The sequence below is a fragment of the Bifidobacterium sp. UTCIF-39 genome (assembly GCF_006408715.1).
In the GTDB taxonomy this organism is placed as follows: Bacteria; Actinomycetota; Actinomycetes; order Actinomycetales; family Bifidobacteriaceae; genus Galliscardovia; species Galliscardovia tissieri.
In genome coordinates this window covers 1-16304 of record NZ_JEOG01000016.1, presented here as the reverse complement: position 1 = coordinate 16304, position 16304 = coordinate 1, and the positions used below count along the sequence as shown (strand labels likewise).

Genomic DNA, 16304 nt, shown 5'->3' with positions numbered 1-16304 from the left:
GTTTGCGTACACTGTGTGACTACTTGTGCACCAAGCGACCGAAACATGATTCCCGCGACAGGCAGCACGTCGGCGGGAACACGACGGCAATAACGAGATTGGACTGAAGTGGCACTTATCGTTCAGAAATACGGTGGCTCGTCGGTGGCTGACACCGATTCGATTAAGCGCGTGGCCAAGCGCATCATCGACACCAAGAAGAAGGGCAATGACGTGGCGGTCGTCGTCTCCGCAATGGGCGACACCACCGACGATCTGATCGATCAGGCACTTGATATCGACTCCCAGCCGCCGGAACGCGAGATGGACATGCTCATGACCGCCGGCGAGCGCATCTCCATGAGCCTGCTCGCCATGGCGATCCACGCACAGGGTGCCCGTGCGCACTCGTTCACCGGTCAGCAGGCCGGTTTCCTCACCGATGCCCGCTATGGTGCCGCGCATATTCGTGCCGTAAAGCCGAAGCGCGTGGCCGAAGTGCTGTCGCAGGGCGATGTAGCCATCGTGGCTGGTTTCCAGGGCATCAACGCCAAGGGCGACGCCACCACGCTCGGCCGTGGCGGTTCCGACACCTCCGCCGTGGCGCTGGCCGTGGCGCTTGAGGCCGACGTGTGCGAGATCTACACCGACGTGGACGGCATCTTCACCGCCGATCCGCGCATCGTGCCCACCGCCCGTCGCATCCCCGCGATCTCCTACGAGGCGATCCTCGAGATGGCCGCCTGCGGTTCCAAGGTGCTGGCGCTGCGCTGCGTGGAATACGCCGAGCGCTTCAACATGCCTCTGCATGTGCGCAGCTCCTTCTCGCATCGTCCGGGCACGCTCGTGCTGCCCGACGGCGTGGACCCGCGCAGCATCCCGAACCTGCTGTAATCGCGCGGTAATCGCGCGCTACTTGCGACGGGAATTGCCGTAGGACGATCCCCGATCCAAGCCATACAACAACACGACAATCACGAACCACGACAATCACGTAAACGTAAAGGTGACAACAATGAGCAACGACAACCAGTCCATGGGCGATCTCTTCCCCGATCTCGGGCCGGAGGATCCGATCGTCTCCGGTATCGCGCACGACCGTTCCGAAGCGCAGATTACGCTGCGTCGCATCCCCGACCGTCCGGGCATGTGCGCGTCGATCTTCACGCAGCTGGCCGACGCCGGCGTGAACGTCGACATGATCGTGCAGGCCGCCGCATCCACCGGTACCGCCGACGTGTCGTTCACCGCCTCCGAATCGCAGATCCGCGACGTGGAGAACGTCCTTGAGTCCAAGCGTGACGAAATCGGCTACGAGTCCGTGGACTTCAACACCGCCGTCGGCAAAGTCGCGCTCGTGGGCGTGGGTATGAAGACCCACTCCGGCATCGCTGCCACCTTCTTCCGCGCGCTGAGCGAGAAGAACATCAACGTGCTGATGATCTCCACCTCCGAGATCCGCATTTCCGCCATGGTGCCGCTCGAGGACCTCGACGACGCCGTGCGCGCCATCCACACCAAGTTCAATCTCGACGCCGACCAGGTTGAGGCCGTGGTCTACGGCGGCACCGGCCGCTGATTCGCGTCGATTGAACCAGACGACGTTACAGCCGGAAGAAAAAGGAGCCACACAATGGTACAGATCAATGACAAAGGCGTGAACGTAGCGGTGCTGGGTGCCACCGGACAGGTGGGCATGGTCATGCGTCGCATCCTTGACGAGCGCAACTTCCCGGTGAAGGATCTGCGTTTCCTCGCGTCCGCGCATTCCGCCGGAACCGTGCTCAACTGGCGCGGTCACGACATCACCGTGGAGGACGTGGCCAAGGCCGATCTTTCCGGCATCGACATCGCCATCTTCTCCGCCGGCGGCGGCACCTCCAAGGTGTGGGCGCCCAAGTTCGCCGAGGCCGGCGCCTACGTGATCGACAACTCCTCCCAGTGGCGTATGCACGACAACGTGCCGCTGGTCGTGGCCGAGGTGAACCCCGAGGATCTGGACGACGTTCCGGACCGCATCATCGCCAACCCGAACTGCACGACCATGGCATGCATGCCGGCCATGAAGGCGCTGTCCGACGAGTTCGGTCTCAAGCGTCTGATCGTCAGCTCCTACCAGGCCGTGTCCGGTGCCGGCCGCGCCGGCGTGCTGCAGCTCATGAACGAGGCCAAGGCCGCCGTGGAGCAGGGTGCCGACAAGCTGGTGTTCGACGGTTCCGCCATTGACTTCCCCGAGCCGACCAAGGTGGTGCGCACCATCGCCTTCAACGCCGTGCCGTTCATCGGCGCGATCGTGGACGACGGCAGCGAGGAGACCGACGAGGAGCAGAAGCTGCGCAATGAGAGCCGCAAGATCCTGCACCTGCCGAACCTGAAGGCCAGCTGCACCTGCGTGCGCATCGGCGTGTTCACCTCGCACGGCATGAGCGTCAACGCCGAGTTCGAGAAGGACGTGACCCCGGATCAGGCCCGTGAGGTGCTGGCCAAGGCCCCGGGCGTGGAGCTCAACGACATCCCCACCCCGCAGCTCGCCGCCGGCAAGGACCCGAGCTTTGTGGGCCGCATCCGTCAGGATCAGGCCGTGGACGGCAAGAAGGGCCTGTCCATGTTCATCACGAACGACAACCTTCGTAAGGGCGCCGCACTCAACGCCATCGAACTTGCGGAGATCGTGGCGAAGAAGCACTTCGCCGATCAGCTCTGATCTCTGGCCAACGCCGGCAGCCACCGGATTGGCATATCGGCTCCCCGTTGCGCGATTGCACAGATTGCGTAACGGGGAGCCGATCGTTTGTGTTGTTTGTGTCCTTGTTGGTTCGTGTCTGTTCGGAATCGGTTTCCGTTCGTCTGGGATGACGTCGAGATCGGTCCGGACCGCCCGCAACGTCATCCCGCAACAGGCCGACCGACGTTGCGGATGTCTGCCCGGCTGAGATACTGGGGATATGTCTGAAGCATCCGTGGAAGCGCAAAAGCAGCTCGACCGAATCGTGGCGCTGGGATACCCCGACGTGGCCGATATGACGGCCGCCGCATTCCGTGCACTCGCCACGCCGATCATCAACGCCCTGGCCAAATCCGATCTGGGCGCCAACATTCTTCTCGTCCCCACGCGCGAACTCGTGTCCCCGGAATCGCTGATCGCGCGAACCAGCATCAACCGCATGGCCGGATTCACCACCATGCCGCCGCGCGACATCGCCAGTTTCCTACCGCAGGACGGCTTCGAGCCGCCGGAAGGCCCGTTCTACATCGTCGTGGACCCGCACACCGGCACCCGATACACGAATCGTGAGCCCGACATCGCGCGCAAGCTCGTCGAATCCGACGGTCGGCTGCCGTTGACGCTGGAGGAGGGTCTCGCCATCGCCACCCAGCATCCCGATTGGCTGGTGCACAAGAACGGATTCAACCTGCTCGGATCGCGCAGCGCCGACGGCCGTGTACCCAGTATCTGGATGAGCCAGAACGCGCCGCGACTGGGTGCCGTATGGCCCACCAGCAAGCACACGTGGCTGGGCAACGCCTACTGCATGGGTCGTCGAGGCGTGTCGCTGTTCCACTACCTGTGAGTGATGGGCTGCCTGCCGTTTTCGACAAATGAAACGCCGTGTCCCCATATGGAGTCATAAGAGTCGTGGACACGGCGTTCGATGTTGAGGGTGGGGAGCGGAATCGTTGGCGGGAGACTCCGCCCGTGACGTTCGAGGTTCAGGCCGTGATGTCTGACACCGCCGATCAGGCCTTCGGGGCTCCCGTCGCGCCCGGTGCGCGCGTCTTCGGTGTGCGTCCGTTGCCGTTGCCGTTCCTGCGTCGCATGGCGGCGGCGACGCCGCCGATCACGAGCGTGACGCCCATGACCACCAGTGCGACGATTGCGAAGATCGTCCACATGCTCAACGACATGGAGAATCCGAACAGCCAGCTGCCGCCGAGCCCGCCGAGCGCGAACAGTGCGATCAGCGCGCCCCAGATGATCGTGGGCGTGCTTGGGCCCTTACGATATTCGATGCGCGGTGGATACTGCTGGCCGATGTTCGGCGCGTACTGGTTCCAGCCCGGATAGTTCTGATACTGCGGGCCCGCCGTGGCCTGAGCGGCATTGCCGGAACCAGGGTAGTTGTTGCGCTGGGCCTCGTTCGCGTAGCCCTGCGCGGCGGCCTGCTGCTGGTTCCACGCGGCCTGCTGCGGATTCATCGGCTGCTCCGGCGACGCGGACCATGCCTGCTCCGGGATCGGTGCGGGTGCGGGCGTTGGGTTCGGCATGGGCGTTGGGTTCGGCATGGGTGCCGGTGTGGGGAACGGCGTTGGAGAAGCGGGGGCGGCGGGCGCGGTTGCAGGGCCTTCGGCAGCTGGCAGAGGTTCCTCGGACACCGACGACGGCGTGGCCTCCGGCGAGAACGGGCCCGGCTGCTCGTATTCCGTTCCGGCAAGCGTCACATCGGGCTTGCCGACGATCGGCTGCGTCGGCAGCGTGTCGGCGGTATCGCCATTGCCCACATTATCGGCGCTGGCGATAGGGACGGTTGCATCGACGACGTCGGTATTGCCGGCCGCGTCGGTCATGTTCGAGGTGCTGTCGTTGCCGTCAGTCGTGCTGGCGATCGGCGTTGCGCCCACCGGCGGCATGGTCTCCGTCGGTGCGTTCTGCGCCTTGATGCGATCGGGGTCGAGCGTCTGCGTGGGCGCCTCGCTGGCTGAATCGCCGACCGTGCCGTTGCCGTTGACCACGGCATTGCCATCAGCCGTGCCGTTGCCGCCGACCGGCAGCACTGTTGTCTTCTGATCATTCTGCGGATCGATGGTGGTCATGATGTCTCCTTAAAAAATCTCGTTGTCGAAATTACTGATGACTGCGTGTGTGATGATCGTGCGCAACGGCTCAGTCGTCGTATCCGTTGAAACGGCTATGGGACGTGTCGACGGAGATGTTGGAGAAGGCCGAGTCGCCGGTGAGCACAAGTGCGGTATCGGAATCGGCGTTTTCCCACGTCGTCAGTGCGCCGTAGTTGATGGTGGAACTGAGCGTGCTGTCGACGTTCGACACGACCTGGCACCCGGCGGGCAGTTCGATCTCAAGATCGGAGAACGCCATGTCAAGGCCCAGGTCGCCGGTGGGGCAGTTGGACCCGGGATGGGTGCTGCTCCAGTCGGTCAGGTCGAGCTCGACGGACGAGAACGCGATATCCAGTCCGGTGCTCTGCAACGTGTCGAGATCATCGGAACGGTAGGTGCGGTCGGAGAACGTCACTTCGGTGCCGTAGGTCGATCCGGCCACATAGTTCGCGCCGGGCAGGGCGACGTACGCGCACATCGAGGCGATCAGCGCCACGATCGTCAGTGGAATCAGGCCTCCGGACTTGCGGCCGGTGAAACCGACGACGATCGTAAGCAGGCCGAGCAGGAACGTGACCGCCAGAATCCAGAGGGACACCATCGTGATCACGTTCGGCAGTTCGAAGTGACGACCGAACGCCATCAGCGCGATGAGGCCGGCCAGCGACAGCAGGATCAGGCCGGAGACGACGCCCACCACCACCGGGCCGGCGGGCTTGCGGCGGTAGATCACGGTGGGCTGTGCGGGTTGCGGCGCGGTGTTGTAGTACGGAGCCGGGCCGGGTTGCGGCGTGAACGGCTGCTGCGGCGTCGGACCGTAGCTCGCGCCCGGCGTGTTGGGGGTCGGATTCGGCGTGGGCATTGCAGGACCTCCCATCGGAGTCGGGTTCGTTGAGTTGGTCGGGTTGACGGGGCCGGTTGCGCTGCCACCGAATCCTCCGAAATCGGGGCCGGGGCCGGCGTCGGGATTCGGCTGACTGCCTCCGGGGTTCTTGTTCTGGTCGCGGTTGTACAGCAGGATCGCGGCGACGATCAGCGCCACGAACAGCGGGATCGAAATGAACGGCACGGCGAACACACTGCCGGGGCAGCCGACGAGCATGAACAGGATCGACATCCAGAACGGCGCGGGGAACCGGCCGTTGATCAGCGCGTCCTCGGCGATGATCGTGCCGTCACGCTCGTCGGGGAGCAGAAACCATGCCAGACCGTAGAGCAGTGCGCCGAATCCGGCCGCGCAGAAGAACGCGAACCAGATGATGCGGATGATCAGCGGATCCCAGCCGAGACGGTTGGCGATCGCGCCGGACACACCACCCACCCAGCGGTTGGTGCTGCGACGGAGCCCGAGCGAACGGACCCAGTTGAAGAACCGGCTGCCCGCCGGAGGGTTCGGATTCGGATTGGCGTACTGGTTCGGATTGAATGGATTGCTTGACGTCATGATGCTCATCTCCCTGAGGATCCCAGAGGATCGTTCGCTCGTGATTCCTTGTTGATTCCATTCCACCGCAGAATCGTGTCGACCGCTATGGGGGAACACCCTGAAAGAACCCTGAACCATGGGGGACGCACCCCGAATCCCCCATATCACCCCGAACGGCATTGCTACGCTGGAGTGCAGGATAACCGCGACGACACCGATCGTCGTTCCTGAATCATGACGACTCGTGATGATCATGACGGTGATCCGCAACTGAAGATATGCAAGGGGGATGTGAATGAACGGTCAGCATGGCATACCGCCGACGCAGCCGCCGACGGATCGGCAGGATCCCAGGCCATCACAGACCCCGCCAACCCCTCCGGTATTCGATTCACCGTTGCGCCGCACCACGCTGAGTTCGCTCGTCGACGCCGCCAGCCGTGCGGCCAACGCCACCCGACCGGTCCGGCCGGCCACCATCGGTGTGGTCATCGCGTTGATCGGCGTACTCGCCGTCGGACTGGGCGTCTGGGGGATCCTCTCCGGGCTGCCCATACAGATCGTGCTCGGCCTCGCCCTGGTATTCGTCGGCGTGGCCGTCGGATGGGCACAGATGAGCTTCATCATGGACGACCGGCTCCACCCCGAAGTCCACACCGGCAGATTCGCCATCGTCGTGACCGCGGGCAGCATCGCCGTCACCATCGCCGGCGTCCTTGTCATGTTCAGCCTGACCATGCAATTGGGAACGTTGCTTAAAGGCGCGCTCGCCGGACTCGTCATGATCGCGGCGCTCGCCGTCATCATCGCCCCCTGGTGGATCAGCCTGATCGCCGATCTGGGCAAGCAGCGGGCACAGACCGCCCGCGAGGAACTCCGCGCCGACATCGCCGCACGACTGCATGACTCCGTGCTGCAGACGCTCGCCCTGATCCAACTGCAATCGTCGGATTCCGCCAAGGTGGCGGCGCTCGCCCGCGCACAGGAACGTGAACTGCGCGAATGGCTGTACGGCGATCCGGAATCCACCGCGGCATCCGCGGCAGCGGCGTCTTCGGGTGCGGGACCCGTTGGTATGAGCGCTGCGGCAATGGCATCCGGGGCGGGATTTCCTAGTACCTCGCCGATCCCTCAACGGCCGGCATTCCCGTCGGCATCGTCTACGAACGCGTCCGTGACCGCGTCTATCCCGGCCGCATCCATGCGCAATGCCGCCGCTCCGGAACCGTTCTCCCGCGTACTCAAACGCGTCGTCGCCAATGTGGAGGACTCGTGCGAGCGCCCGATCGATGTGGTGACTGTCGGCGAATGCGCGACGGTGCAGGAATTATCGTCGTTGCTCGATGCCGCCGCCGAGGCCATGACCAACGCGGCCCGGCATGGCGCTCCGCCGATCTCCGTCTATATGGAGGCGAACGATGTCAAAGTACAGGTGTTCGTGCGCGATCACGGGGACGGTTTCGACGTGAACGCATTGCCGGCCGGGCACCTTGGGGTCAAGGAGTCGATCATCGGCCGCATGCGGCGGTCTGGGGGCACGGCCGAGATCGTCTCGCGGCCCGGTTGGGGTACGGAGGTCCGTCTTTCCCAGCCGTTGCAGCGGTAAGGAAACGTGACGCGGTCCGGCGGCGCAGTAAGGTGAGGAATGATGTCGAGGAACGACAAGGAGGAACGGGGAATGACGCAGTCAATGGGGACGGATGCGGCACAGTCAAGTCGGTTGGCACAGTCGGATCAGTCGGCGCCCAAGACGACCGCAATCCAGTCGGATACGGCAGTCAAACGATCCGTGCGCATCGGCGTGGTTGATGATCATGATCTGTTTCGTGCGGGGGTGATCGCGGCCATCACCGCCGGCTCCGACGACATTGAGATCGTCGGACAGGCGGGGGACGTGCAGTCGTCGGTCCGTATGATCGCCGAAACCCGTCCTGACGTGGTGCTGCTCGACGTGCATGTGCCCGGCGGCGAGGGCGGCGGCGGGTCCGAGATCATTCTGCGTAGCATGCCGTATGCGCCGCACACCCTGTATCTGGCGCTGTCAGTATCCGATTCGCCGACCGACGTGGGCGCGGTGATCCGTGCCGGCGCCCGCGGCTATGTGACCAAGACGATCACCGCGCCGGACCTCATCGCGTCGATTCATCAGGTGGCGGAGGGCTATGCGGTGTTCAGTCCGAAGCTGGCCGGATTCGTGCTCAATGCGCTCGGCCCGGGCAGTCCGCAGGGCGGTGTTCAGGGTGCCACGCCCGACCCGAGCGCCGACTACAACCCTTACGCACAGCCGACGCCGACTGCGACGCCGGTACCCGATGACGACATCGATATCGACGTGCTCAGCCCGCGCGAACAGGAGGTCATGCGGCTCATCGCCCGTGGCTACTCCTACAAGGAGGTTGCCGCCGAACTGTTCATCTCGGTCAAGACCGTGGAAACGCACGTCTCCAAGGTCTTGCGGAAGCTGCAGCTCTCCAACCGCGGCGAGCTCGCCCGCTGGGCCGCCTATCGTCGCATCGTCTGAGGAACGGCACCGGTGGTCAGCGGCCAGTGGGCAATGGCCGCCGGGCACCGGTGCCGGGCACTGGCCAATGAGCAACTGAAACGTTTCATAAGCAACTGAACAGCCGAAAAGTGAGATACACCACCAAAAATGAGACCGCTCCCTCTGTAGTGTGATCACACTAAAAAATGCGGGTGTTGGAATTTCAACGTTTGGGGGGCATTGGCCACGATAGTGTGATCACACTAAGGAATGGGGAGGAGTGTAAACCCCCAGCGTTTCTGTTGTTGCCGGCTTGTAGACTGGAATTTTGGTTACACCACAACAATCAGAAAAGGAGGAAGATATGGGCCAGGATCACAACCCCGACGTGGAATCGGTATTCGATCTTGCAGCTGCTGCGGCGGCATCCAACGGAGGGAACAACGACCCGCTGCTGCCTCCGGCTCGTTTCATCGGCTCCCCGCAGAAGCCGAGTCGCATGCCGTACAACAAGTACGCATCCTACGAACTTCAGGTGCCGTTCAGCTTCCCTGAGCGCACATGGCCGAACAAGACGTTCAAGCGTGCGCCGCGCTGGTGCTCCGTCGATCTTCGCGACGGCAACCAGGCACTGGTCAATCCGATGGATTCCGAACGCAAGCTGCGCTTCTGGAACCTGCTCGTCTCCATGGGGTACAAGGAGATCGAGGTGGGCTTCCCGTCCGCGTCCGAGACGGACTTCGACTTCATCCGCATGCTCATCGAGCGTGAACTGATCCCCGACGACGTCACCATCGTGGTGCTCACCCAGTGCCGTGAGCACCTGATCCGCCGCACCTACGAGGCGCTTCGCGGCGCCAAGCGCGCCATCGTGCACTTCTACAACTCCGTCTCCGTGCTGCAGCGCGAGGTCGTGTTCCGCAAGAACCGCGAGGAGATCAAGAAGCTCGCCACCGACGCCGCCGAACTGTGCAAGGATCTCGAGGGTGAGGCCGAGGGCATCGACCTGTACTACGAATACTCTCCTGAGTCGTTCACCGGTACCGAGCCGGAATACGCCGTCGAGGTGTGCAACGCCGTGATCGACGTGATCAAGCCGACGCCGGAGCACCCGATGATCATCAATCTGCCGGCCACGGTGGAGATGACCACGCCGAACGTGTTCGCCGACGAGGTGGAATACGTGTCCACGCATCTGAAGAACCGCGACGCCATCGTGCTGTCCCTGCACCCGCACAACGACGAGGGCATGGGCGTGGCCGCCACCGAGCTGGGTGTGCTGGCCGGCGCCGACCGCGTCGAGGGCTGCCTGCTGGGCAATGGCGAGCGTACCGGCAACGTCGATCTCGTCACGCTGGGTCTGAACCTGCTCACGCAGGGCGTGGACCCGCAGATCGACTTCTCCAACGTGCCGGAGATCCGCAAGACGGTCGAATACTGCAACCAGATCAAGATCTCCGAGCGTCATCCGTACGCGGGTAACTTCGTGTTCACCGCGTTCTCCGGCTCGCATCAGGACGCCATCAAGAAGGGTCTGGAGGCCCGTCAGATGGCTGCCGACCGCGCCGACGCCGATCTCGACAAGTTCGTGTGGCTCGTGCCGTACCTGCCGATCGATCCGAAGGACATCGGCCGTACCTACGAGGCCATCATCCGCGTGAACTCGCAGTCCGGCAAGGGCGGCATGGCCTACCTGCTCAAGACGAACCACAACCTCGACCTGCCGAAGCGTCTGCAGGTGGAGTTCGACAAGATCGTGCAGAAGTATGCCGACGACACCAAGAAGGAAGTCAAGGACGAGGACATCTGGCGCCTGTTCAAGGACGAGTACCTTCCGGTGGAGTCCGGCGGCACCACTGCGGCCGGTCATGTGGTGGGCGACACGTCCGATGAGTCGCTGAAGCAGTGGGGTCGTCTCAAGCTGCTCAAGGTGTCCGTCTCGTCCGGTGAGGACGGCTCCGACACCGTGCTCAAGGCCCGTCTGCTCGATCGCGGCACCACTCCGGATGCCGAACCCGTTGAGCGTGACCTGTCCGGTGTGGGCAACGGCCCGATCGCCGCGTTCATCAACGCGATTTCCTCGCTGGGTATCGACGTGTCCGTGATGGATTACGTGGAGCACACGATGACCGCCAGCACCGACGCCATGGCCGCTTCCTACGTGGAGGCCGAGATCGGTGAGAAGCCCGAATCCCAGGTGATCTGGGGTGTGGGCATCGATTCGTCGATTATCACCAGCTCGCTGAAGGCCATCATCTCCGCGGTCAACCGCTCCGAGCGCTGATGTTCCGTTAGGTTCCGCCGATGCCGCGCTCCGTCGTGCTTGACGGGGCGGCGGCTGAGGAGCCTACAATACGATATGAAAACGCCGGAGGGGCCGATCCTGCAATGGGATCGGCCCCTCCGGCGTTAGTCGTTAGTCGTTAGGTCTGTGTGCGTAGACGTTGTGGGCATGTCTCGGGCACTTGGCACTTGACGGCTGGCACTTGACGGCTGGCACCAGTTGACTGGTTGTGAATGTTCGTTGACGTGCACAACCAGTCAACCAATCAACGTGCACTCACAACCAGCCTCCGGATCAGTTGCCGATGTTGATATCGGGAACGCTGATATTCCCGTCTCCGATTCCGGTGTTGCCGGTTCCCGTGCCACCGCTGGTGCTGCCGCCCGTGTTGCCGCCGGTTCCGGTACCGTTCTCAGTGCTGCCGGTTCCGGAACCGGTTCCGGTGTTGCCGGTTCCCGTGCCGCCGCCCGTGCCGGTGCCCGTGCCGGTGCCACCGGTGCCGCCGGTTCCGGTGCTCGGCGTGCCGCCGGTTTCCGTGCCGTTTTCAGTGCCGGTCCCGCTACCGGTTCCCGTGCCGCCACTGTTCTCGGTTCCGGTGGAGGTGCCCTCATCGGTGGTGTCGGTGCTGTTGGACCTGTTCTTGCTGGTGTTGCCGGACGACGATCCGGACGACGAGGAGCTCTTCCTGCCGCCGGTTCCCCAGGTACCGTCGGGGCCGCCGATGGTACCGGTGTCCTTGGCGGCGGGGAAGTCCTCATCCTTGGCATCCGCCAGCGCCTGCTTCATGTACTGGGTGAACATATGCGCCGGGTATCCCGAACCGTGGCTGTAGCCGGCGAAGGTCGGGACCTCCTGTGCGGAGCCGTCGCTGCCCGGATACCAGATGGCCATGTAGGTGAGCACGGAGGGCGTGAAGCCCACGAAGCTCGCCGCCTTGCTGTCGTTTGCCGTACCGGACTTGCCGGCCATGGTGATGCCGATCGACCTGGCTTCCTTACCCGTACCGGACTGGATGGTGCCGGTCATGGCCTTGGTCACCAGCGCCACGTCGTTCGCGTCGAACACGCGCTCGGACGACGTGGATGACGTGTACAGGGCCTTGTTGTTGCCGTCGTTCACTTTGTTCACGATGTGTAGCGACACCTTCTGTCCCTGATTGGCGATGGTGGAGTAGCCGCGCACCATGTCGTATACGGTCAGGCCGGAATTGCCCAGTACCGTATAGGAGTCATCGGTGATCGTGCCCTTGATGCCCGCGGTCTTGGCCGTGTCGATGATCGTCTGCGAGCCGAGATGCTGCGCAAGATCCATGTACACGGTGTTCACGGAGTTCGCGGTGGCCTTGTACAGATCGATGTAGCCGTAGCTCACGCCGCCGGCGTTGTTCATCGGCGTGGTGAGTCCGGGGAACGATCGCGGCGAGTTGCCGTTGAACGTGGTGCTCAGGTTCACGTCCTTCTGCACGGTGGCGAGCAGCGCGAACGGCTTCATGGTGGAGCCGACCTCGAACGTGGACTGGGTCACGTTGTTGAGGCTGTGCGTGAGGTAGTCCTCGCCCGCGTACAGCGAGATGATCGAGCCGTCCTTCGGGTTCACGCTCATGCCGCCAGCCTCAAGTCCCTCCGGCACGGTGTCGGAATTGGCCGTGGGGCTGACCACCTTGTACATCTCATCCTGCCGCGTTTTGTCGATCGTGGTGATGATCTTGTAGCCGCCGGTGTCGATGTCGGTTTCGGTGAACGCCTTGGACGCCACGAGTTCGTTGCGCACCATCTTGAGCAGGTAGCCCTTGGTGCCCTGATAGATGTTGTCGGTGGACTGCTGCACCGTGTCGGGCATCTTCGCCTCGCTCTTCTCCTGAGCGGTGATGTAGCCGTCCTCCTGCATGATGTTGAGCACGCGATCGAAGCGCTGCTGGGCCATCGTCTGGTTCACGGCCGGATCCCAGTTGTTCGGCGAGGGGATGATGCCGGCGATCGTCGCGGCCTCGGACAGCGTGAGATCCTTCGCGTCCTTGCCGAAGTACGCATGCGCCGCGGCCTGGATGCCGTATGCGTTGCGTCCCAGATAGATGGTGTTCATGTAGTTGCACAGCACCGTGTCCTTATCCTGGGTCTGTGCGATCTTCAGGGCCAGGAACGCCTCCTTGACCTTGCCCTTGTACGTGGTGGTTTCGCCCAGATAGTAGCGTTCCGCGTACTGCTGGGTGATGGTGGAGCCGCCCTGGCGCGTGCCCTTGGTCACGTTGTTGATGAGTGCGCGGCTGATGCCCTTGATGTCGATGCCGCGGTCCGTCCAGAACGTACGGTTCTCGGATGCGACGATCGCGTTGCCCACATAGTCGGGCAGTACGGAGCAGTCGATGATGTCTCGGTTCTGCTCGGCGAACGTACCGATCTCGGTAGTGCCGTCGGAATAGTAGACGCGCGTCTTCTCCGCCAGAGCCACATCCTCCGGATTGGGGACCTTGGTGGTGATGTACATGAACGCGAACAGTCCGATTCCCGCCACGAGGCATGCGGCGATGAAGATGAGGAAGCCCTTGAGGATACGATGCTTCTTCTGCTTCTTCGGCGGCCTGTGCGAGCTATGTCGCCTGGAGGGGCGAACGGTCGATGCCGCTTCGCCGGTCGCGGCCGAAGAGCCGGATCGTATGGATCGAGGAGTCTGAGAAGCCATAAGGGTCAGGCTACCCCCGAAAACTTGCGATTTCATGGCGCATTTTGAGAATGTTCATAGGATTCGTACGTTTTTCGGGCGTTTGCACGGCGTGTTTTGCCAATCGGTGTTGCGCCGGGCTGTGGAAGTTCATGGGGTATTCAATCCGCCGCGTAGCGACTGACCACTCGGTGGGCTAACGTTGGTGTGTTTAATTGCCTGTTGATCAGAATGTCAGCCGGCGTTAACCTGACGACGATGATAAGGAGTGCCGCGAGTGACTGAGGTACGCGAAGAAACCGAGATGGAGGCCACCACCGGGGATACCTCCGCCGATGGCGTGATCGACTCGTCCGACGTGGACATCGCCGACTTCGACCTGCGACGACCCCGTACCAGGCCGTTCGGATGGCGGTTCTATCTCGTCTCCTTCCTTATGGTCGACATCGTCGCGGTGGGCCTGCTGCAGTGGAGCGTGTGGACGGTCGAACCGTTGCGTGGGTTCGGTGGATTCATCTCCAAGATGTGGACGAGCAACGAGTATCAGTTCCTGCTTAATCTGCTGATTCTGGCGGTGGTGTATCTGATTCTGATCGTGCTGGTCAATCGGTTCTGGATCGCATCGGTGGTGTTTCTGTCGATCGTCGGGTTCTGCGCCGTCGCGGATCGGTTCAAGGTGATGGTCCGATACGAGACGATCAAGCCATCCGATCTGGGCTTTCTGAAAAGCGACGCCGGCAGCATGCTCGGGTTCATCCCCACGGGATCGTCCCGCGTATTCATGGATGCGGCCATCTTCTTCCTTGCCATGATCGTGATCGGCTATTCGCTGCATCAGCGTGACGGACGACGTGGATTCATCGATCTGCACGGTCGGGCGAAAACCGCCGTCGCGCGAGTGGTGCTCATCGTATGTCCGGGACTGTTCCTCGGTCTGTTCACCGCCGGTCTGGCCAACACCGGATCGTGGTCGTACAACTTCGCGCAGACGCTGGGCGATTCGCCGAAGCTGTGGGATTCGGTGATCGATGCGCAGGCCAACGGCACGCTGATCGGCTTCCAGCGATTCGTCAATCCGAAGGTCATGGACGAGCCGGCGAACTATTCGGAGAAGACGATGGCTCAGGTCGCCAAGCGATACACGCAGGCGGCCAACGAGATCAATCAGACCCGGGAAAGCAATCTTGAGGACAGCACGGTGATCATGGTGCTGTCGGAATCGTTCTCCGATCCGACGCGAGTGCCGGGACTGGCGCTCAACAAGGATCCGATGCCGAACGTGCGCGCCATCAAGTCGCAGACCACGTCCGGTCTCATGCTGTCCGCAGGCTACGGTGGCGGTACGGCGAACATGGAGTTCATGGCGCTGACCGGTCTGTCGATGGCGAACTTCGACGCATCGCTCAGCTCCCCGTACCAGCAGCTGATCCCCAAACTCGGCTGGACGCCCACGTTCAATCAGCTGTGGAACGACGGCAAGGATTCCGAGGCGTTCCATCCGTACGAATCGTCGATGTACTCACGGTCGTCGAACTACAAGAAGTTCAAGTTCAGGCATTTCTGGACGTTGAACGAACCGGACGTGATCGCCCACCAGTCGAAGATCGACTCGTCGCCGTATGTGAAGGATTCCGACGCCTACCAGAGCCTGCTGGAGAAGATCGACACGAGCAAAAGCCAGTTCCTGTCCGTGCTCACCATGCAGAACCATATGAGCTACGACAACTGGTATTCGAATAACGAATTCCAGGCCACGAGCACCACCGGTGATCCGCTGGGCCTCGATGAGACCACACAGATCCAGACGTATGCGAAGGGCGTGGAATACACGGACGAAGCCACCAAGGCGTTCCTCGACCAGCTCGACAACATCGACAAGCCGATCACCGTGATCTTCTACGGGGACCATCTGCCCGGCGCATACGCGTCCGCCTCGGAAAACACCGACAATTCGGTGGCGCTGCACGAGACCGACTACTTCATCTGGTCGAACAAGGCGTCCGGATCGCACGGCACCAAACTGCCCGATTCGACCACCGCATACACGTCGCCGAACTATTTCATGGCGCAGGCTGCCGAACACATGAACGCGAAGGTGAGCCCGTACCTGGCGTTCCTCACCCAGCTGCACGACAAGGTGCCCGCGATGGAACCGCCGGTGGTCAACAAGATCCAGAGCTGGTCGCGCATCCCCGACGGTCAGGCGCTGTACCTCGACAAGGACGGCAACCGCGTGGACATCACGCAGGCCGACAAGGCGACGCGGCAGCTGCTCGAGGACTACAGGCTCATCCAGTACGACATCACCGCCGGCAAGGGGTACCTCAAGGATCTCGACTTCATGTCGCTGCCCAAGACCGAAGCGCTGGAAGACGCCGAGGAGGCTGCCAAGCTGCCGGTGGGCACCAAGAACGCGGGCGAGGTGCCGATGGTCAACGGCAAGCTCGCCGCCGCGGCCGCCAGCCAGCAGGAGGGGCAGAACACGCAGAACTCCGCGCAGTGAGCGCGGGGTGTCGGCGTAATGGCGTCGGCATGCAACTGATATAACAGCAGACGGCCTTGCCGGGAGTTCGATATATCCCGGCAAGGCCGTCTCGTTTTAGGTGTTTTAGGGGGTCTGCGTTCTGCGTCACCAGCGG

11 protein-coding genes are annotated in these 16304 nt (G+C 62.7%); 8 read left to right on the top strand and 3 right to left on the bottom strand.

Annotated elements, in window-relative coordinates; genetic code table 11:
• The first annotated feature begins 108 nt into the window (after positions 1-108).
• The 4 genes from EP30_RS07425 to EP30_RS07410 all read left to right on the top strand — a co-directional run bounded on the left by EP30_RS07425 (position 109) and on the right by EP30_RS07410 (position 3551).
• Positions 109-873 carry an aspartate kinase gene (locus EP30_RS07425; RefSeq protein ID WP_094663183.1) on the top strand — a complete coding sequence of 255 codons (765 nt, stop codon included), beginning with the start codon at positions 109-111 and terminating at the stop codon, positions 871-873.
• 121 nt (positions 874-994) lie between these two features.
• The gene (locus EP30_RS07420; RefSeq protein ID WP_169713058.1) at positions 995-1558 is read left to right on the top strand and encodes an ACT domain-containing protein; all 564 of its coding nucleotides are present in this window, start codon (positions 995-997) and stop codon (positions 1556-1558) included.
• A gap of 54 nt (positions 1559-1612) precedes the next feature.
• On the top strand, positions 1613-2683 hold the full coding sequence (locus tag EP30_RS07415; protein ID WP_140557436.1) for an aspartate-semialdehyde dehydrogenase: 1071 nt from the start codon (positions 1613-1615) through the stop codon (positions 2681-2683).
• 241 nt (positions 2684-2924) lie between these two features.
• On the top strand, positions 2925-3551 hold the full coding sequence (locus EP30_RS07410) for a DUF5701 family protein (protein ID WP_094663187.1): 627 nt from the start codon (positions 2925-2927) through the stop codon (positions 3549-3551).
• A gap of 166 nt (positions 3552-3717) precedes the next feature.
• On the opposite strand, the gene EP30_RS11285 is transcribed toward EP30_RS07410, so the two are convergent.
• Both EP30_RS11285 and EP30_RS07400 read right to left on the bottom strand, forming a co-directional pair.
• A complete protein-coding gene (locus EP30_RS11285; RefSeq protein WP_140557433.1) occupies positions 3718-4791 on the bottom strand; it encodes a sugar porter family MFS transporter in 1074 nt (357 codons plus the stop codon).
• A 70-nt stretch (positions 4792-4861) separates the two neighbouring features.
• On the bottom strand, positions 4862-6259 hold the full coding sequence (locus EP30_RS07400) for a PspC domain-containing protein (RefSeq protein WP_181160839.1): 1398 nt from the start codon (positions 6257-6259) through the stop codon (positions 4862-4864).
• 277 nt (positions 6260-6536) lie between these two features.
• Between EP30_RS07400 and EP30_RS07395 the strand changes: the two genes are divergently transcribed.
• The 3 genes from EP30_RS07395 (at position 6537) to leuA (ending at position 11007) form a co-directional block, all read left to right on the top strand.
• A complete protein-coding gene (locus EP30_RS07395; protein WP_140557428.1) occupies positions 6537-7847 on the top strand; it encodes a sensor histidine kinase in 1311 nt (436 codons plus the stop codon).
• Between the two features lie 72 nt (positions 7848-7919).
• Positions 7920-8762 carry a response regulator transcription factor gene (locus tag EP30_RS07390; RefSeq protein ID WP_258185421.1) on the top strand — a complete coding sequence of 281 codons (843 nt, stop codon included), beginning with the start codon at positions 7920-7922 and terminating at the stop codon, positions 8760-8762.
• 325 nt (positions 8763-9087) lie between these two features.
• Complete coding sequence (gene leuA, locus EP30_RS07385; protein ID WP_140557426.1) at positions 9088-11007, top strand: 2-isopropylmalate synthase; 1920 nt, start codon at positions 9088-9090, stop codon at positions 11005-11007.
• 294 nt (positions 11008-11301) lie between these two features.
• Here leuA and EP30_RS07380 read toward each other — a convergent pair whose 3' ends face one another.
• The gene (locus EP30_RS07380; RefSeq protein ID WP_140557425.1) at positions 11302-13686 is read right to left on the bottom strand and encodes a transglycosylase domain-containing protein; all 2385 of its coding nucleotides are present in this window, start codon (positions 13684-13686) and stop codon (positions 11302-11304) included.
• Positions 13687-13942: 256 nt separating this feature from the next.
• Between EP30_RS07380 and EP30_RS07375 the strand changes: the two genes are divergently transcribed.
• Positions 13943-16168 (top strand): alkaline phosphatase family protein, encoded by a 2226-nt coding sequence (locus EP30_RS07375; protein WP_258185420.1) that lies wholly within the window; start codon positions 13943-13945, stop codon positions 16166-16168.
• Positions 16169-16304: the final 136 nt, after the last annotated feature.